General features: G+C 45.2%; 19 protein-coding genes. 4 read left to right on the top strand and 15 right to left on the bottom strand.

All coding sequences use genetic code 11. The annotated features are described in order from the left end of the window. Positions 1 to 11 precede the first annotated feature (11 nt). The 13 genes from atpD to CWE15_RS00495 all read right to left on the bottom strand — a co-directional run bounded on the left by atpD (position 12) and on the right by CWE15_RS00495 (position 11,832). Positions 12 to 1,397, bottom strand: coding sequence for a F0F1 ATP synthase subunit beta (gene atpD, locus CWE15_RS00555; protein ID WP_126756122.1), 1,386 nt, complete (start codon positions 1,395 to 1,397; stop codon positions 12 to 14). Positions 1,398 to 1,445: 48 nt separating this feature from the next. Further along, the gene (gene atpG, locus CWE15_RS00550; protein ID WP_126756121.1) at positions 1,446 to 2,306 is read right to left on the bottom strand and encodes a F0F1 ATP synthase subunit gamma; all 861 of its coding nucleotides are present in this window, start codon (positions 2,304 to 2,306) and stop codon (positions 1,446 to 1,448) included. Between the two features lie 56 nt (positions 2,307 to 2,362). Continuing rightward, positions 2,363 to 3,904 (bottom strand): F0F1 ATP synthase subunit alpha, encoded by a 1,542-nt coding sequence (gene atpA, locus CWE15_RS00545; protein WP_126756120.1) that lies wholly within the window; start codon positions 3,902 to 3,904, stop codon positions 2,363 to 2,365. 14 nt (positions 3,905 to 3,918) lie between these two features. Continuing rightward, positions 3,919 to 4,452, bottom strand: a complete 534-nt coding sequence (gene atpH, locus CWE15_RS00540) for a F0F1 ATP synthase subunit delta (protein ID WP_126756119.1) — start codon at positions 4,450 to 4,452, stop codon at positions 3,919 to 3,921. Between the two features lie 17 nt (positions 4,453 to 4,469). Continuing rightward, a complete protein-coding gene (gene atpF, locus CWE15_RS00535; protein WP_126756118.1) occupies positions 4,470 to 4,940 on the bottom strand; it encodes a F0F1 ATP synthase subunit B in 471 nt (156 codons plus the stop codon). A 38-nt stretch (positions 4,941 to 4,978) separates the two neighbouring features. Beyond that, positions 4,979 to 5,248 (bottom strand): F0F1 ATP synthase subunit C, encoded by a 270-nt coding sequence (gene atpE, locus CWE15_RS00530; protein ID WP_126756117.1) that lies wholly within the window; start codon positions 5,246 to 5,248, stop codon positions 4,979 to 4,981. 91 nt (positions 5,249 to 5,339) lie between these two features. Then, complete coding sequence (atpB, locus tag CWE15_RS00525; protein WP_126756116.1) at positions 5,340 to 6,188, bottom strand: F0F1 ATP synthase subunit A; 849 nt, start codon at positions 6,186 to 6,188, stop codon at positions 5,340 to 5,342. Positions 6,189 to 6,203: 15 nt separating this feature from the next. Continuing rightward, a complete protein-coding gene (locus tag CWE15_RS00520) occupies positions 6,204 to 6,680 on the bottom strand; it encodes an ATP synthase subunit I (protein WP_126756115.1) in 477 nt (158 codons plus the stop codon). A 22-nt stretch (positions 6,681 to 6,702) separates the two neighbouring features. Then, complete coding sequence (locus CWE15_RS00515) at positions 6,703 to 7,587, bottom strand: ParB/RepB/Spo0J family partition protein (RefSeq protein WP_126756114.1); 885 nt, start codon at positions 7,585 to 7,587, stop codon at positions 6,703 to 6,705. A gap of 10 nt (positions 7,588 to 7,597) precedes the next feature. Then, positions 7,598 to 8,380 carry a ParA family protein gene (locus tag CWE15_RS00510; RefSeq protein WP_126756113.1) on the bottom strand — a complete coding sequence of 261 codons (783 nt, stop codon included), beginning with the start codon at positions 8,378 to 8,380 and terminating at the stop codon, positions 7,598 to 7,600. 22 nt (positions 8,381 to 8,402) lie between these two features. Beyond that, positions 8,403 to 9,056, bottom strand: a complete 654-nt coding sequence (gene rsmG, locus CWE15_RS00505; protein ID WP_126756112.1) for a 16S rRNA (guanine(527)-N(7))-methyltransferase RsmG — start codon at positions 9,054 to 9,056, stop codon at positions 8,403 to 8,405. Continuing rightward, a complete protein-coding gene (gene mnmG, locus CWE15_RS00500; protein ID WP_126756111.1) occupies positions 9,057 to 10,970 on the bottom strand; it encodes a tRNA uridine-5-carboxymethylaminomethyl(34) synthesis enzyme MnmG in 1,914 nt (637 codons plus the stop codon). It lies immediately after the preceding gene. A 421-nt stretch (positions 10,971 to 11,391) separates the two neighbouring features. After that, positions 11,392 to 11,832: a flavodoxin domain-containing protein gene (locus CWE15_RS00495; protein ID WP_126756110.1), complete on the bottom strand. Its 441-nt coding sequence runs from the start codon at positions 11,830 to 11,832 to the stop codon at positions 11,392 to 11,394. Positions 11,833 to 12,214: 382 nt separating this feature from the next. Between CWE15_RS00495 and CWE15_RS00490 the strand changes: the two genes are divergently transcribed. From CWE15_RS00490 to CWE15_RS00480, 3 genes are read left to right on the top strand one after another with little or no spacing between them, the layout of a single operon-like run. Further along, positions 12,215 to 13,693 carry a SulP family inorganic anion transporter gene (locus CWE15_RS00490; protein WP_126756109.1) on the top strand — a complete coding sequence of 493 codons (1,479 nt, stop codon included), beginning with the start codon at positions 12,215 to 12,217 and terminating at the stop codon, positions 13,691 to 13,693. Positions 13,694 to 13,717: 24 nt separating this feature from the next. Further along, entirely contained in the window at positions 13,718 to 14,575 is an 858-nt protein-coding gene (locus CWE15_RS00485) for a universal stress protein (protein WP_126756108.1), read from the top strand. 43 nt (positions 14,576 to 14,618) lie between these two features. Continuing rightward, on the top strand, positions 14,619 to 15,041 hold the full coding sequence (locus CWE15_RS00480) for a hypothetical protein (protein ID WP_126756107.1): 423 nt from the start codon (positions 14,619 to 14,621) through the stop codon (positions 15,039 to 15,041). Between the two features lie 30 nt (positions 15,042 to 15,071). Here CWE15_RS00480 and CWE15_RS00475 read toward each other — a convergent pair whose 3' ends face one another. Together CWE15_RS00475 and CWE15_RS00470 are read right to left on the bottom strand one after the other, a co-directional pair. Then, positions 15,072 to 16,220: a dicarboxylate/amino acid:cation symporter gene (locus tag CWE15_RS00475; RefSeq protein WP_126756106.1), complete on the bottom strand. Its 1,149-nt coding sequence runs from the start codon at positions 16,218 to 16,220 to the stop codon at positions 15,072 to 15,074. A gap of 68 nt (positions 16,221 to 16,288) precedes the next feature. Further along, positions 16,289 to 18,229: a sensor domain-containing diguanylate cyclase gene (locus tag CWE15_RS00470; protein WP_126756105.1), complete on the bottom strand. Its 1,941-nt coding sequence runs from the start codon at positions 18,227 to 18,229 to the stop codon at positions 16,289 to 16,291. A 137-nt stretch (positions 18,230 to 18,366) separates the two neighbouring features. Between CWE15_RS00470 and CWE15_RS00465 the strand changes: the two genes are divergently transcribed. After that, entirely contained in the window at positions 18,367 to 19,038 is a 672-nt protein-coding gene (locus tag CWE15_RS00465; RefSeq protein ID WP_126756104.1) for a class I SAM-dependent methyltransferase, read from the top strand. The last annotated feature ends 295 nt before the right edge of the window (positions 19,039 to 19,333 follow it).

Raw genomic sequence — 19,333 nt, 5'->3', positions numbered from 1 at the left:
CTCCAGTTCGATTACATTTTGTTGGCTTTTTCGATTGCTTCTTCGATTGGGCCAACCATGTAAAACGCCTGTTCTGGCATGCTGTCGTACTCACCATTTAAGATGCCTTTAAAGCCAGCAATGGTGTCTTTTAGTGACACGTATTTTCCTGGAGCACCGGTAAATACTTCAGCAACGAAGAACGGCTGCGATAAGAAACGCTGAATTTTACGCGCACGAGATACAACTAGCTTATCTTCTTCAGAAAGCTCGTCCATACCTAGGATAGCGATAATGTCTTTCAGCTCTTTGTAACGTTGTAGTACCGACTGCACGCCACGCGCTACTTCGTAATGCTCATTCCCAATAACTTGTGGATCAAGCTGACGCGAGGTTGAATCGAGTGGGTCTACCGCAGGGTAGATACCTAACGACGCGATATCACGAGAAAGTACAACGGTTGCGTCTAAGTGCGCGAACGTAGTAGCTGGTGATGGGTCAGTTAAGTCATCCGCAGGTACGTATACCGCTTGAATTGAGGTAATTGAACCTGCTTTCGTAGAGGTGATACGCTCTTGTAGAACACCCATTTCTTCTGCAAGTGTCGGCTGGTAACCTACCGCTGAAGGCATACGACCAAGTAGGGCCGATACTTCAGTACCTGCTAGGGTATAACGATAAATGTTGTCTACGAAGAATAGTACGTCACGACCTTCATCACGGAATTTTTCCGCCATGGTTAAGCCCGTTAGTGCTACACGCAAACGGTTTCCTGGTGGCTCGTTCATTTGACCGTAAACCAGGGAAACTTTGTCGAGTACGTTGGAGTCTTTCATTTCATGATAGAAGTCGTTACCTTCACGGGTACGCTCACCAACACCGGCGAATACAGAGTAACCACTGTGTTCGATAGCGATGTTACGGATAAGCTCCATCTTGTTTACTGTTTTACCAACACCCGCACCACCGAATAGACCTAATTTACCACCCTTGGCGAATGGGCAAATTAAGTCGATTACTTTGATACCAGTTTCTAGTAGCTCAACAGAACTAGACTGTTCTTCATAAGAAGGGGCTTCACGGTGAATAGACATACGCTCTTCTTCACCAATTTCACCCGCTTCATCAATAGGTTCACCTAGAACGTTCATAATACGTCCTAGTGTTTTTTCACCGACTGGAACCATAATTGGTTCGCCGGTGTTATCAACGTTAAGACCACGACGTAAACCGTCGGTAGTACCTAGCGCGATTGAACGAACTACGCCGCCACCTAACTGTTGCTGTACTTCAAGCGTTAACCCTTTTAGGTCTCCTTCAGCAACTCGTAGTGCGTCGTAGATCTTTGGTACGCCGTCTTGTGGAAATTCGATATCCACAACGGCGCCAATGATTTGCACGACCTTACCTTGACTCATGACTTATCCTCTAATTTGCAAAATCTTTCTGACCTTTGCCCTAGTGCGTTAAACCGCACCAGCACCCGATACGATTTCCGATATTTCTTGGGTAATCGCTGCCTGACGCGCTTTGTTGTAAATCAACTGCAGTTCGTCAATAAGCTCGCCGGCGTTATCTGTCGCTGCTTTCATTGCGACCATTCGGGCGGCTTGTTCACTGGCCAAGTTTTCAACCACACCTTGATAAACCTGACTTTGAATAAACCGACGCAACAATACGTCTAGAATAGACTTTGCATCTGGCTCATACAGATAATCCCACGGATGTTTCCGTTGAACCTCTTCTGACTTCGGCAAAGGCAATAGCTGGTTCATCGTTGGCTCTTGCGTCATTGTGTTAACAAACTTGTTATACACTAAGTACACGCGGTCAATTTTTCCTTCTTCGAAGGCTTTTAACATGACTGAAACGGTACCAATCAAATCATCAAGCTTCGGTCTGTCGCCTAGTCCTGATGTTTGAGAAATAAGACCACCGCTGAACCGTCTAAAAAAGCCCGATGCTTTACTACCCACGGCAGCGAAACGTACATCTACGCCTTTATCTTCCCACTCTTGAACATCACGAAGAACCATACGGAATTCGTTTGAGTTCAAACCGCCACATAAGCCACGGTCGGTGGAGACGACGATGTAACCAACACTTTTAACCTCACGTTCTTCCAACCAAGCATGGCGGTACTCGAGGTTACCTTGGGCAATATGGCCGATCACTTCACGAATAGAGTCTGCATAGGGGCGACTCGCCGCCATTTGCTCTTGTGCACGGCGCATTTTCGACGCCGCAACCATCTCCATTGCGCTGGTGATCTTTTGAGTATTATTAATACTCCCGATCTGAGTTTTTATCTCTTTACCAACGGCCATAAAATATCTCCCGTATTACAACGTTTGAGGGCCGCACTTCCGTGCAGCCCGTTCAATTACCAACTTTGCGTTGATTTGAACTTCTCAACACCTGCTTTCATTTCTGCATCGATGGTGTCGTTGTAATCGCCAGTTTCATTGATTTTCGCCATGAGCTCAGCATGTTCGCTGTTGAAGTAGCTGATTAGAGCTGCTTCAAAGTCAAGAACCTTGTCAATTTCAACATCGTTCAAGTAGCCTTTTTCAGCGGCATAAATGGACACAGCCATGTCTGCAACGCTCATCGGCGCATATTGGTTTTGCTTCATTAGTTCAGTAACACGCTGACCATGCTCAAGCTGAGCACGTGTCGCTTCGTCTAGGTCTGACGCGAACTGAGCAAAGGCTGCAAGTTCACGGTACTGAGCTAATGCTAAACGAATACCACCACCAAGCTTTTTGATGATCTTCGTTTGTGCTGCACCACCAACACGTGAAACAGAAATACCGGCGTTAACAGCAGGGCGAATACCCGCGTTAAATAAGTCAGTTTCAAGGAAAATCTGACCGTCGGTAATGGAAATCACGTTCGTAGGTACGAAAGCAGAAACGTCACCCGCTTGGGTTTCGATGATAGGTAATGCGGTTAGTGAACCTGTTTTACCTTTCACTTCACCATTAGTGAACTTCTCAACGTGGTCTGCGTTTACACGTGCTGCACGCTCTAGTAAGCGCGAGTGAAGGTAGAAAACATCACCTGGGTAAGCTTCACGGCCCGGTGGACGACGTAGCAACAATGAAATTTGACGGTAAGCAACAGCTTGCTTCGACAAGTCATCGTATACAATCAGTGCGTCTTCACCGCGGTCGCGGAAGAATTCACCCATAGTACAACCAGCATAAGCAGATAAGTACTGAAGGGCAGCTGACTCAGAAGCCGATGCAGCAACCACAATGGTGTGTGCTAGAGCACCGTGCTCTTCGAGCTTACGAACAACGTTCGCAATAGTTGACGCTTTTTGACCAATTGCTACGTAAACACATTTAACACCTGTGTTTTTCTGGTTAATAATGGCGTCTACAGCCATAGCGGTTTTACCCGTTTGGCGGTCACCGATAATTAACTCACGCTGGCCACGGCCAATTGGAATCATGGCGTCAATTGACTTATAACCCGTTTGGATTGGCTCGTCGACTGACTGACGCTCGATAACACCTGGGGCAATTTTTTCAATTGGCTCGTGTGCTTCTGCGTCGATAGCGCCTTTACCGTCAATTGGTAAACCTAGGGTGTTTACAACACGGCCTAGTAGGGCGCGGCCCACTGGAACTTCTAAAATACGTCCAGAAGACTTAACTTTTACACCTTCTTGCAGGTCACCATATGGACCCATTACTACCGCACCTACAGAGTCACGCTCTAGGTTCAACGCGATAGCGTAGCGATTTCCAGGAAGCTCGATCATCTCTCCCTGCATACAGTCGGCTAATCCGGTAATACGGATAATACCGTCTGTTACAGCAGTGATGGTTCCTTCATTACGAGCTTCACTGACAACTTCGAACTGGTCGATGCGTTTTTTGATCAGCTCGGCAATTTCATTTGAATTCAGTTGCATGCTCTCGTCCCCGATTATGATTGTAGTGTGTTGGCAAGCCTTGCTAGCTTGCTACGTAATGTGCCATCAATAACTAAATCGCCTGCTTCCACAAGCAGGCCACCAATTGCTGAAGGATCCACACTACAATTGAGCTTAACTTTACGTGCGAGACGTTTTTCCAACGCTGCACTGATATTTGCTTGTTCAGCAGCACTCAGTTCAGTAGCTGAAGTTACTTCAACGGTAACTTCTTTGTCGTATTCTGCGCGAAGCTCAGCAAATAAGCGTGCTACTTCAGGTAATGCAGACAAACGGTCGTTGGAGGCCATAACTTTTATTAAGTTCTGGCCCTTCTCATTGAGCTGTTCGCCACAAACACCAATAAATACTTCGGTGGTTTTGTCGCGGTGTGCGGCGCTTTGTAAAAAGCGGTTCACGTCTTCTTGCACTGCCACTTCCGCAGCAAAGGCAAGCATTTCATGCCAGTTTTCGATCGCGCCTTGCTCTACAGCATAGTTAAAAGCTGCTCTAGCATAGGGGCGAGCGACCGTAGTTAATTCAGACATCTGCTCAACCCCCGTGATTACAATTCAGCGACAAGTTTTTCAACGATGTCGCTTTGTTTTTCAGCGTCTAATTCGCGCTCAATGATTTTCTCTGCGCCGGCAATAGCTAAAGCAGCTACCTTTTGACGCAGTTCTTCACGAACACGTACACGCTCAGCTTCTACTTCGGTATAACCGGAAGCTATAATTTTTTCACGCTCTGCATGGCCACGTGAAGTCTCATCGTCTAATAATTTAGCCGCGCGCTTTTTCGCTTGGTCAATTATTTCAGCTGCTTGTTGTTTTGCAGCTTTGAGCTCTTCTTCGGCCGTTGCACGCGCATTTTCAAGGTCTTTTTCGGCACGTTCTGAAGCAGCCAAGCCGTCAGCAATAGTTTTCTGACGATCTTCAATGACTTTGTTTAGCGGTGGCCAAACAAACTTCATACAAAATAGTACGAAGACTACGAACGCAATAGCCTGACCTATCAGCGTTAAGTTGATATCCACAACGGAACTCCTCTACGTTGATGACCGTTGAGTTTCAATTAACCTGCTAGTGCTTGTTGTAATGTAGCAACAAACGGGTTCGCGAATACGAAGAATAACGAAACACCAACACCGATCATCGCGATAGCATCAATAAGACCAGCTAGGATGAACATTTTAATTTGGATTTGTGAAGCCATTTCTGGTTGACGTGCAGTAGCTTCTAAGAAACGGCCACCCATTAGACCAAAACCAAGTGCTGTACCTAAGGCTGCCAAACCGATAATGATCGCAACACCTATGATTGTAAACGAAACTACAGTTTCCATTGATATCTCCAGTTTTCAGATAGTTAAAGTTAAAAGTAAATTAAAGTTAAGTTTCACTGGGGCTTACAAAGAAACCCCAAATTCGGTTCTACTAGTGTTTTTCACTTGCCATGCTTAGGTAAACTATTGAAAGCATCATGAAAATGAACGCTTGCAACAGAATAACTAGAATGTGGAACACCGCCCAGGGGAAGTGTAGTGGTAACTGCCAAATACCAATCATCGCAATAAGGATAAAGATTAGTTCTCCAGCGTACATGTTACCGAACAAACGTAGTGACAAGGAAAGTGGTTTAGCAACCAGTGCGACAACTTCAAGCACAAGGTTAAAGGGTATTAATAACCAGTGGTTAAACGGGTTTAAGGTGAGCTCCTTAATAAAGCCACCCAGCCCTTTATGCTTCACTGAGTAATAAATAATGAGTATAAACACACCCAGCGCAAGGGCGACTGTGGTGTTTAAGTCTGTGGTAGGAGCCGCTTTAATATAGCTCCAAGGGTGGTCCATGGCCCGTTCAACCCAGGTTGCGTCTGAACCCACATAGCCCTTTACTTTGTCGCCTGCGAATAGGAGACCTAGAGTACCAGCTATAACCGGTAAGAAATCAACCGGAATGAGCTTCATGGTGTTCATTAACACGACCCAAACGAAAATGGTCAATGCTAACGGTGCAATCAGCTTACTTTTTGCGCGGAAAGAGTCTTTGACTGTGGTATGGACAAAGTCGAATATCATTTCAACAAAGCATTGCAGTTTTCCTGGTACTCCAGCATTGGCTTTTTTCGCAACCCGTGCGAATAACCAAATAAAGAAGAAACCAAGGACAACTGAAATACCAAGCGAGTCGATATTGATTGCCCAAAAGCCTTCGCCCACTTGCAGTGGATCTAGGTGGTGCTTAATGTAGTCTGTGGAAGTTAACGTTCCATTTGTGGCCATGTTCAACAACCCAATTTAGTTAGATTTAAAGTTTAGAAACGGTATTAGCCAGTGCATAAAAGTTACGACACCAAACACAATAAATAGGGGCAACCATGGCCCGTTAAGTGTCATAAACGCAGCAGCAAAAAGGATAATTGTTAAAACCATTTTTACTGCTTCACCAGCATAAAAGCTTCGCACCACTTCGGATGCTGAGCGCGCGCCACCAAAGCGGAAGGCGTACACTGCAAAAACTGCATTTGGAACTAAGCTAATGACCCCACCTGCACTGGCGGTAATAGCTCCTGAAGGCCCGTATATCCAAGCAAAAAGAGCAACTAGCACGAGCGTAGCTGCCGCTTGTAGTACTAAAAGGCGTTTTGCAATCCGACGACCGTCGTGCGTCAGCCGGTTGTTCTTTTTGTGCGCCATTTTAGCCCTTTTATCCACAGTGCCGTGAAAACTGCGCAGATTATAAAGTTTTGCAGCAAAATTGCAACCAAAGTTCACCTTTGGTTACGTGTCTGCGGTGTTATGAAATGTGTTCTAAAATGCCGTCGAGTTCGTCTAAGCTGGTGTAATTTATAACCAACTTGCCTTTCCCCTTACGGTTGTGGCTAATTGAAACTTTTGCCCCTAATTTGTTGGCTAAGCGTTCTTCTAGTTGTTTTACATCTGGGTCTACGGGTGTCGGCTCTTTTGGAGCACTAGGGTTAAGCGCTTGATTTACCAGTTTTTCCGACTCTCGTACGGTAAGTCCTTTGGCCACAATAACACGTGCTAATTCGCTTTGTAGTTCACCTTGGACCGCCAGCAATACCTTAGCATGACCCAGGTCAATATCACCCCGTTCTAGGTGTAATTTTACGTCGTCATTGAGTTGGTTAATACGAAGCAGGTTGGTCACTGTGGTACGTGACTTACCCACTGCTTCAGAAATTTGTTGGTGTGTCATACCAAATTCATCAATTAAACGCTGGTATGCAACTGCTTCTTCAAGGGCGTTTAAGTCTTCCCGTTGAATATTTTCAATTAACGCAATGGCAATAACAGCGTTTTCTGGGACGTCTTTTACTAAGCAAGGAACAACGTCAAGCTGAGCTAGCTGGGCTGCGCGCCACCGACGTTCACCGGCAATTATTTCGTAACTGTCTGTGCCTAATACCCGCACGACAATAGGCTGGATAATGCCCTGCGCTTTAATAGAGCTGGCTAATTCTTCTAGAGCTTCGGGTGCCATTTCTTTACGTGGTTGGTATTGGCCAGGCTGCAAAAACTCGATAGGTAGCTTTCGTAGTTCGCCTTTATCAACCGTTTCTTGTACCGGCTCTTCGCTGTCATGACGGGCGGCGGCACTTGCGCTAGTTGCAAGCAATGCGTCGAGTCCTCGCCCTAATCCTCTTTTTTTAACCGTCATGGAAATACCTTTAACATGCTTGACGTGCTAATTCGTCACGTCGAATAACTTCACCTGCTAAGGCTAAGTAAGCCTTGCTCCCCGTGGAACTTTTATCATAGTACATAGCGGGTGAACCGAAACTTGGCGCTTCTGCTAAACGCACGTTCCGTGGAATAACCGTGCGGTATACTTTGTCGCCAAAGTGATTTTTCAGTTGCTCAGACACATCATTGGCTAAGCGATTACGTGGATCATACATGGTTCGCAGTAACCCTTCGATACTGAGGTCTGGGTTGACCACACTGCGTAACTGTTCAATGGTGTCCATCAGTGCAGTTAGGCCTTCTAGTGCGTAATATTCGCACTGCATAGGGACCATCACTGAGTCAGCGGCTGCCATTGCATTCACTGTCAACAGGTTCAGTGAAGGCGGGCAGTCTATGAAAATGTAGTCGTAATTGGCGCGAATAGGCTCTAAAGCCCTACGTAAACGTGTTTCACGGGCAAACACTTCCATAAGCTTAATTTCTGCGGCCGTTACATCGCTATTGGCTGCAATTAAGTCGTATTTGCCCGTTGTTTCTTGGGTAATCACACTTTCAGCAGACCGTTCGTCTACCAATAAGTCATAAATACTGTGCTCTACTTGATACTTATCAACCCCACTTGCCATGGTGGCATTCCCTTGCGGGTCAAGATCGATCAGTAACACCTTACGCCTTGTTGCCGCCATAGAGGCAGACAAGTTTACGGCTGTCGTTGTTTTACCGACACCGCCTTTTTGGTTGGCAATGGCAATTACTTTTCCCACGTTTTAGCACCTTTAAAGGATATTATAATTTTTTTATTTCAACTAAATGGCGCGCTGCATCTAGTTCAGGAACTTGTATAGCATGTGTTGCTGTAATTTCGAAAGGCAAAGCAACCTCTGCTAGTTCTTCTTCGCTTAATTGGCCCTTTAATGCAATAAACTGACCGGAGGCAGAAGGCAAATGATGACACCAGCTGAGCATGTCTGCAAGCGAAGCAAATGCTCTGCTCATCACGCCGTCGAAGCCTTGTTCAGGTTGGTAAGCTTCCACCCTCGACTGTACTGCTGTCACATTCTCTAAGCCTAGCTGATGCGCTGCCTGGCGAATAAAGGATATACGCTTGCCCAAACTGTCCAGTAACACAAAGTGTTTGTCTGGATTAATAATCGCTAGGGGCAATCCCGGTAAACCTGGCCCTGTACCCACATCAATAATGCGCTTGCCTGGTAAGTAGGGGCTGACAGCTATGCTATCAAATATATGCCGTACCAACATATCCTGTGGGTTACGTACAGAAGTTAAGTTATACGCTGAATTCCACTTATGCAATTGAGCAAGCAATTGGATTAGCAATGCTTGCTGCTCAGTGGTTACAGATAAAGCTTCAAATTCAGGAGTTTGCAACGCTGCAGCTAAGCGCGCCTGCAGCTCAGCTGTAGGGAAGTTTTTACTCATTTAGGCTCTTTTCTTATCAAATTTGCGTAATAAACCAAGTTTTTTCAAATGAACCAGCAACATAGAAATTGCGGCGGGTGTTATACCTGAAATGCGGGCCGCTTGGCCAACGGTTTCGGGTTTATGTTCATTTAACTTGAAAATTACTTCGTTTGACAGCCCAGAAATAGTGCCATAGTCAAAGTCGAGTGGCAGTAAGGTGTTCTCGTGGCGTATCGCTTTGGCTATTTCGTCCTTTTGACGCTCAATATAGCCCGCATACTTTATTTGAATTTCAACTTGTTCGGCCGTGCGCTGGTCTGCAATACTAGGGCCAAAGCTTGGCAAGTTCGTTAATTCAGCGTAACGCACTTCCGGACGACGTATCAGTTCTTCCAGGTTGGCTTCTTTGCTAATTGGGCTTTTCAACAGTTGATTCAGCTCGCCCAGTCCTGGGTGGTCTTTATGCACCCAAGTAGACCGTAAACGCTGCTTTTCTTGTTCAATCTGTTCCATTTTCTTTTCGAATAGGGCGTACTGAGCATCGCCTACCAAGCCCAACTCACGGCCTTTTTCCGTTAAGCGAATATCGGCGTTATCTTCCCGTAAAAGCAAGCGGTATTCCGCCCGTGAGGTAAACATACGGTAGGGTTCTTTGGTACCTAAAGTGGCCAAGTCGTCAATTAACACGCCTATGTAAGCTTCGTCACGGCGAGGCGACCAAGACTCACGACCTTGTACTGCCAGGGCTGCGTTCATTCCAGCAATTAACCCTTGGGCCCCGGCTTCTTCATAGCCGGTCGTGCCATTAATTTGACCAGCAAGGTATAAACCTTCAATAAATTTAGACTCCAACGACTTCTTCAAGTCACGTGGGTCAAAAAAGTCATACTCAATGGCGTAACCAGGTCGCGTAATATGAGCATTTTCAAAACCACGAATGGAATGCACAAGTTCTAGCTGCACATCGTAAGGCAAACTTGTAGAAATACCATTTGGATATAACTCACAGGTGTCGAGTCCTTCGGGCTCAACAAAAATTTGGTGCGACTCTTTGCTAGCAAAGCGCATGACTTTGTCTTCGATGGATGGACAATAGCGCGGGCCTACACCTTCAATCACACCTGAATACATGGGCGATCGATCCAAGCCGCTTCGAATAATATCGTGCGTTTGGGTATTGGTATGGGTGATATAGCAACTAATTTGGCGTGGCTGATCCGCATGAGAACCCGTGTAGGAAAAGATCGGGCGAGGGGAGTCACTTGGTTGCTCTTGCATCACGGAAAAATCAACGGTGTTTGCGTCAATCCGTGGTGGTGTACCGGTTTTTAAACGATCAACACGAAACGGTAAAGCGCGTAGTCTTTGTGCTAGTGCAATGGAGGGTGGATCACCCGCGCGGCCGCCACTGTACTGAGAAAGCCCAATATGAATTTGCCCGCCAAGGAAGGTACCAACGGTTAAAATAACCCGTGAGGCAAAGAACTTTAAGCCCATTTGGGTTACAACGCCCTCAACACGCGGGCCAGTACCGGTTTCACTCACAATTAAGTCGTCACAAGCTTGCTGAAAAATTCGTAAATTCGGGGTTTGCTCCAAGTGCTTGCGAATAAAAGATCGATACAATTGGCGATCGGTTTGAGCACGGGTTGCGCGTACCGCAGGCCCTTTAGAAGCGTTTAAGGTGCGAAACTGTATACCCGCATGATCGGCACCTTTAGCCATAAGTCCACCTAAGGCATCGATCTCTTTTACTAAATGACCTTTGCCAATACCGCCAATGGCAGGGTTACACGACATTTGACCAAGGGTGTCGATGTTGTGGGTTAACAGCAACGTTTGTTGGCCCATACGAGCAGCAGCTAAAGCGGCTTCCGTACCAGCATGTCCTCCACCGATCACGATTACATCGAACTTATTTTCTTTGGTCATACATCTTCCTAGCGGTTAAGCAGTGTCTGTTCAAAACGATCGTCTTAGTATACCTCGGATCGAAGGCAAGATTAAGCGATCATTGGTTTTGGTTGGTGATCAGGAATTTGCTGATCGGGTAGTAGTTATAAGATCTATATTCTTTTAAAGAAGATTATTATTGTTATTACTAGCGAGGCCGATTTCTGTGGTTAACTGAAATAACTTTATTTTTAACAATCACTTACGATCGAATTTATGTTGTGAGTAAGGCTCGATGATCAGTGCGAATAACCAGTGGGATAAGTCATCACTTATGCACAGCCAAAGTTATCCCCAGATCTGTACCCTGATCAGATCACAAGTAAGATCATAGGTTTTCCACAGGATCTTATTTATGTTGGTAAACAGGATCATTTCCTGTGTATAACCTGCATATTATTTATGGCCAGCGAATGTGCTTTAGCCATTCTAACGCAATGGCTTCAGGTTCTAAAGCGGTCATCATGTCTATTTTTAACATCGGGCTAAGGCTTACGGCACCTAGGCTTTGGAGAAGTTTATTCGCAGCGATACCTGCGCTACAATAGGTGTCGTAACTCGAGTCGCCGATCGCCACTAAAGCATAATGCATGTGGGTAAGATCTGGCTGAAGTTGTTCAATATGCTCCATTAGCTCGGCAATGCTTTCTGCATACTCTCCAGCTCCATGGGTTGCAATACAAAATAAAAAGCTGGCCTTTAGATTAAGATCATCCCATTTCGGGTAGTCGTGAAACTCAGTTTTTAAGCCTTGACCTTGTAAATATAGCTCGAGTTCGCTGGCTAAAAACTCGGTGTTACCGGCGGTGGTTCCGACAAGAATTTCGATAGGTTTGCTCATAATTTAAGACGTTTCGTTGGCGTGTTTGTGGTTAAATTTGAAGTTGTTTAGCAAAAATAGCAACAAGTAAAGTGCACTTTATTTATAAGTTGCTTGTAAGGCTGTGTGTACGCCTTTAGTATTCGCTTTTATTTTGAAGCTAACTACCACATATCAGCTAATTTAAGGCAGGTTAACTTGGTCTTTAGCCGGTTTAAATTCAAAAATCGGCACCAAGCCCAGTTTTAAGCTGCTTAACTTTATCTATAACAAAACTTTTTTATTTTAGTTATTGATAAATAACAATAAATTTATATTTCATTATTGGTTATTTGGTAACCATATTGTGATGAGACTAGCAAATAGTCTAGGCATATAACTGTTAACTTTAGTAGGAAGATACATGAAAAGTGATTGGAAAAAAGAATGGTTTGGCAATATTAGGCCCGACATACTCGCAGGTCTTGTGGTTGCGCTAGCACTTATACCAGAATCCATTGCCTTTTCTATTATTGCCGGTGTCGACCCGAAAGTTGGTTTGTATGCGTCTTTTTGTATATGTGTGATCATGGCCTTTATAGGTGGTCGCCCAGGGCAAATATCGGCTGCTACAGGGGCTATGGCCTTACTTATGGTCACGCTCGTGAAAGACTACGGCCTAGAGTACTTGCTTGCAGCAACCATTCTAACCGGTGTTATTCAGTTAGTTTTTGGGCTTTTAAAGCTAGGTAGTCTTATGCGGTTTGTGTCCCGCTCCGTCGTAACAGGCTTTGTAAATGCTTTGGCTATTCTTATTTTTATGGCGCAATTACCTGAACTTATCGACGTTACTTGGCATGTGTATGCCTTAACTGCAGCGGGTTTAGGTATTATTTATGGACTGCCCTACATAACCAAAGCCGTACCTTCCCCCCTTATTTCTATCATTATCATTACTGCCATTGTGATGTTCTTTGGCATTGATGTCCGCACAGTAGGAGATATGGGAGAACTACCAGACACCTTACCCGTGTTCTTCTTACCAAATATCCCGCTGAATTTAGAAACTTTAAGCATTATTCTGCCTTACGCTTTCCCATTGGCTATGGTGGGTTTGCTTGAGTCGATGATGACGCAGACCATAGTAGATGACCTAACAGATACTAAGTCAGACCGAAATAAAGAGTGCCGCGGCCAAGGAATTGCCAATATTGGTGCAGGCTTAATGGGTGGTATGGCCGGGTGTGCCATGATAGGTCAGTCGGTGATTAACGTAAAGTCGGGTGGTCGGGGTCGTTTGTCCATGTTAGTGGCGGGAACGGGCCTTATTATTCTGGTTGTGTTTTTAAGTGACTGGGTGTCCCAAGTACCCATGGCAGCGCTTGTTGCGGTCATGATTATGGTGTCCATAGGTACCTTTAGTTGGCAGTCTGTAGCGGACTTACGTAAACACCCATTAAGTACCAACATTGTGATGGTGGCGACGGTTGTGGTGGTAGTATGGACGCATAACCTGGCCTTGGGTGTGTTTGTTGGTGTGCTATTAGCAGCGCTCTTCTTTGCGGCCAAAGTTAGCAACTATATGCATGTTTCTTCTACGCTGTCAGACGACGGGAAACAACGTCAGTACGATGTTGTGGGCCAGGTGTTCTTTACTTCAGCCGAGAAGTTTGGCGAGTCATTCGACTTCCATGAAGCACTTGATAAAGTGGTTATTAACCTTGATCGGGCACACTTCTGGGATATTACTTCAGTGGGCGCATTGGACAAAGTGGTCTTGAAGTTCCGCCGAGAAGGCGCTGAAGTGGTAGTAGAAGGCATGAATAAAGCGACAGCCACCGTGGTTGACAAGTTTGGTGTTTCCGACAAACCAGACGCTATTGACCATTTATCTAACTCGTAACCTACTGGTATAAAGGGAATCAGAATGACAGTAAATACAGTTGCATGTATCGATGGTTCAGCCTTGAGTGACACGGTTGCAAGTTACGCAGCCTGGTCCGCTAAGCGCATGGGCAGCCCTTTGGTTCTACTGAATGTATTAGATGATAATCGCAGTGGGGACAGTTCCGACTTTAGTGGCCGAATTGATATTGACCAGCGCCAGCGTATTTTAGAAGAAATCGCAGAGCTAGAAGAAAAGCGCGCCAAGCTTGCTCGAGAACAGGGCCAGGTGTTTTTACAAGCGGCGCAAGAGCATATTAGTACTGAGTTTGAAGAACCTTTGCTACGCCAGCGCCATGGCAACTTGGTCGATGCCCTGCTAGATATAGAAGATGAAGTACGCTTATTGGTAATTGGCCGTCAAGGCAAACGGGGCACAGAAAGCCGTCGTAAACGCCGCATTGGGCATCAAGTGGAAGAGTTGGTGCGGACTGTGTCGCGTCCGGTTTGGGTGGTACATGGTGAGTTTAAAGCCCCTGAACGTATTCTTATAGCCTATGACCATAGCAAAACAGCGCAGAAAGCCGTGTCTATGGTTGCCAGTAGCCCTTTATTTAAAGGGCTACCAGTGCATGTAGTGATGGTGGGAGCCGACAGCAAAGATCACCAAGCCCAGTTGCACTGGGCAGAACAGCAACTTCAGGAACAAGGGTTTGCGGTTACTACGGCCATTATTGCGGGTGATGTGGAAGAAGCGTTGAACGCCTATATTGCAGAACACAATATACATGCCATGGTGATGGGTGCGTATGGACACTCTCGCATTCGTGACTTCTTTGTGGGCGGCCACACCAATGCATTGGTGCAAAGTGCTCAGGTGCCCGTGTTATTACTGCGCTAAGCTTTAAGCGGACAGCCCCGACACTTTTACAGCGAAACTGTACATGCTAAACATTGAATATTTACCTGCGTGGGTAGCTTGGATAGAGCCCTATATACCGGTACTTATTAGTACGAGTATTGTTTCGCTGTTGGTGTCGTTTGCACTATTACCCGTGCTGGTGGTGCGTATGCCGTCCCATTACTTTGTAGGCAAACAGCGCAGGCGTCTTTGGACGCTACCGCGTATTTTTTTGTACGTTGTGCGTAATGCCTTTGCTCTGCTTTTATTCTTTGCGGGCGTGGCTATGTTGGTATTACCAGGGCAGGGGCTGCTAAGTATACTCATGGCTATTATGGTGTCGGACATACCGTATAAATATAAGTTAGAACGTTGGTTGGTGCGTAAGCCAGGCGTGCTTCGTTCACTTAATTGGATACGCAAGAAATACCAGCGCCCACCATTAAAAAAGCCCCACACCCATTAGGTGTGAGGCTCTCTTTCTTTTTACCTTAAATTACTTCTTCGCTGCAGTATTCACAAACAGGGCGATAGCGCCGTCACCTGTTACGTTACAAGCGGTTCCAAAGCTGTCTTGTGCCATATAGAGAGCAATCATCAGGGCAATAGCCGTTTCGCCAAAGCCAAGCATGCTACCCAGCAAGCCAACGGCTGACATAACAGCACCACCAGGCACGCCAGGAGCGGCTAACATAACCACGCCTAGGGTTAATATAAATGGCAGCATTGTGGTTAAGCTTGGAATGGCCAGGGAACTATGTAGCACCATAACCGCCATGGTGCAGCTAACAATGGTAATAGTAGAGCCAGCCAAATGAGTAGTGGCACATAAAGGAACGGTAAAGTTAGCAATATCCTCGTTAACACCGTTCTTCTTTACACTTTGTAGCGTGACGGGAATAGTGGCTGCACTCGACATTGTACCTAATGCGGTGAAGTAAGCTGGCAGCATGTTTTTAATCAGCTTCAATGGCGACTTACCAGCTTTTATACCTGCAGCAAAGAACATGCTGGTTAGGTACACCCAGTGCAGCACAATGGCCAGAATAAGAATAACCCCAAACGTTCTTAGGGTTTCAAATACGGTACCAGCTGCTGCCATTTCCGCAAAAACCCCGGCAATATACACAGGCAATAACGGGATAATTAATTTTACCAATAGGTTTTCAATAATATCTCGGCCTTCGTCGCTGGCAGACTTCAGTGTTGTAGAGCCAGTTGCTGAAATACCTAACCCCAGAACAAAGGCTAGCACTAAGGCTGTCATCACACCAAACACAGGAGGAATGTCCATGGTAATGAAGGGCAGTAAACCATTACCATTCAGTTCTTCCGTTACGGCTTGGCTGTTCGCCGTTAAGAGGGGCACCACCATACGCGCTACTAAAAAAGCGCCGATGCCAGCAATAACGGTAGACAGGTAGGCGACCCCCAAGGTGCGGCCAAGCAGCTTGCCACTTTTCTTTGGTAAAGCGGCTATACCACTAGTAATAAAGAACAGAATAAGAAGTGGGATTACAAAGAATAGAAGCTCACCAAATAAAGACTTAAAGGTAAGCAGTAAACGGGTAACAAAGTCTGGCGCAAACAGCCCCACTAAGGAGCCGATCAGAATACCCGCAATGAGTTTAAGTATGAGTTTCATAGGTGTGTCTCATGTTATTTTTGAACTGCCGCATGATAACATGCCCCCGTTTTAAAAGGGGTAGTACCTTAGCAAACTTTATTACGACCGCTTTCTTTCGCTTTGTAAAGCGCCATATCTGCTGACTTTAGTATTTTATCTATAGTGTCTAATTCAGCTGAGTATGCTGCCACACCAATTGAAATAGTGAACTGTACAATGCCACCATTCGATAATGGTGTTTTCAATGCGGCGAGAGTTTCCCGTATCTCATTGGCTTTTATCACTGCATCGTCATAGTCAATATCTGGCATGAGAATAACAAATTCTTCTCCACCAAAGCGGGCCATAATATCGGTCGAGCGTATTACGCCCTCACAAGTATTTGCAAGAGACTTCAAAATATCATCGCCCACGTCATGGCCGTAGGTATCGTTGATTTTCTTGAAGTGGTCTATGTCCATAGCAAGTATGCTAATCGGGCTTTTGTGGCGCTGGGCTTTCACAAATTCATGGGTCGCGAACTCGTCGAAGTAGCGGCGGTTAGCTAGGCCAGTTAATGGGTCATTATGGGCCAAATGTTGCAGACGATTTTCAAGTTTAACTTGTTCGCTTACATCCAACACACTGCAACGACCTACCTCAAGGGTTGGAATACCGTCGGTGCGTGAGGTTAAGTTACAAGACACAACAATGGTGTCGCCATTCTTGCATTTCATGAGCAATCGGTGCTGTTTAGTGCGGGCTTCGCTTAAAGCGTTTAATAAGTCGTGAGCTTGGCTTTCCGAGTCTTTTACCACCAAGTCTTTTAAGTTCACCTTGGCCACTAAGTCTTCTCGCTTGTAACCTAAATAACTCAGTAGCATTTTGTTGACGTTGGTAATCATGCCGTCAGCGGCCAACGTAATGTATCCAATAGGGGCGTTTTCGTATAAGTCACGGAAGTTTGCCAACTGCAGGCGTTCAAGTCTTAAATTTTCTTTGTGCTGATATCTATGGATGGAAAGCGAATAGACCAAAGCAATAACAATGACATATAAAGCCACAAGCAATACCTTGAACCAATAACTTTTATACACAGCACCTGCTTGCCACTGTTCTTTTGAAGACTGCACTAAAATAGTCCACACCCTGTCTACTATGTCGCTATTAAAACTTAGGCTGTCTTTGTACCGGCCATGGGACGTCCCTTCATACATGTTTGCTAGGTGAATATTTTGATAAGAAAACAACTCATCGTTAATAACAGCACTGCCCACTTCGTTGTTTTGCATTTGCTCCCATAAATTTGGGTGCCAGTTTCGTAATGTTAAGTGGGTATTGTTAAGCTCCCAGCCCCATTCATTTTCTTTGAAGTGATTTGAAAGCCAAAAACCGTCACGATTCACCAGCATGGCTCGGTCTAGCTTAGAAAAAGCATTGCGGAATTGGTTGAGAAGCCCAGCGGCTTTATAGTTTAAAACAAGTAACGCTGTTGGCATGCCTTCATTATTTAATATGGGGCTAACAATGCGCACCATAGGTTTATATGGTGTTTGAATAAGGCCATGTTCTTTATTTAAATCTAGCGGAGAAATATAAATTTCGTTTGGATTTAATTGCAATCCTTCTTGAACATAGTAACGGGTTAGCTTGTTTTGCAACTTCTCGGTGGCAACTAGTTCCGGTTCTGCTCCCTGATTGTCGATACGAATGAGCTCTTGGCCATCAAAAGCAATAATACGTAGTTGGTCGTACTGACTAAATACACGAGCTGTTTCTAACAGGATATGTTGAGCTTGCTCTTTCGTTTCACTGGAAGGAGATATAACAAAGTTGCGGATAGCGTTAAATCGAGACAGCTGCTGTATGTCTTGCGTGGTTCGAAGCATGTGCTCATGAAGAAGCGTGCGAGCACTTTGAATGGTTTGTTTGTGCCGCGCAAAGGCTTCTTCTTTTAGGTCACTATCGTAATAGCTTTTAGCAAGCCACAAAATAGCTGTAAGTAATGCGCAAAATAGTAGGCTCCGGTACACAATTTGCTTCAGCATGACACGCCTTTTTGTTTTTATACGCTAACAATTTAGCGCTGGTTGTAAAACCCGTAAAACATACAAGTGGGCTCTAAAATAATAAATATGTATAAGTGGTATAATTAACTTTAATAGTAGAAGCAAAGGAGCTTTATATGCAAGGTTATTCCACAAAGAAGTTAAAAGTAAAAGTAGGTGCTTTTAAAGCACGATTAAAAGCATTAAGTGACCATAACCAGTATTCCGACCCAGAAGGTAAAGCAAAACAAGCTGGAATTTGTTCCGCTAGTTGGAGTTTGTTTGGGCAACTTTGGCAAGCAAGCCGAGTGCTTGCCAAAGCTGTTAAACATGTGGACATTGAAAACCGACGTATTTTGGAATTAGGTTGCGGACTTGCTTTGCCCAGCCTTGTATTGCAACACCGCGGAGCCAATATTACAGCCAGCGACTACCACCCCTTAAGTAAACGCTTTCTTATACACAATGCCACTATTAACAAGTTAGAGCCCATCCCCTACATTAACTTGCCCTGGGCCGACGAAAAGCTTGATATTGGCCGCTTTGACTTGATCGTCGGCAGCGATATTTTATATGAACCAGATCACGCCGACATGCTAGCCGGACTGATCGAGCGTATAGCCAGCGACAAAGCAAAAGTGATCATTAGCTGCCCAGGCCGTGGTTACCGGAACCGCTTTACCCGATCTCTCGCGGATTTAGGTTTTACCCTAAATGAACAACGTGTACCTTTTGATAAAGACGAGAAACCACCCTACAAAGGGCGGTTGTTAACGTATCGTCGTGGGTATACAGAGCTACACGCATAGTATTTAGTCAACTAGCCACTGAGTGAGTGGTTACTTACCGATACAGAATCTAACATGCCATTTAAAAACAATAACTTATAAATATGTTGGAGCACCTGCGGAGTGCAAAAAATTGCGAAAGAAGTGCAAATATTTGTAATTTTCTTCAGAACCGGCTCCTGATCACCCAATTCCAAACTGGGATAAGTGGGAAACTGGGAACTCTGCATATGCTTCAATTGTAATATCCGGACATTGATGCTGCCTCATAGACCCTTCATGTTAGCCTTAGCTATAGTAACATCACACCCTAAAC

The organism is Aliidiomarina taiwanensis (assembly GCF_003987015.1).
Lineage (GTDB): Bacteria > Pseudomonadota > Gammaproteobacteria > Enterobacterales > Alteromonadaceae > Aliidiomarina > Aliidiomarina taiwanensis.
The sequence above is the reverse complement of the archived record's forward strand: the minus strand, read 5'-3'. Positions and strand labels throughout refer to the sequence as shown.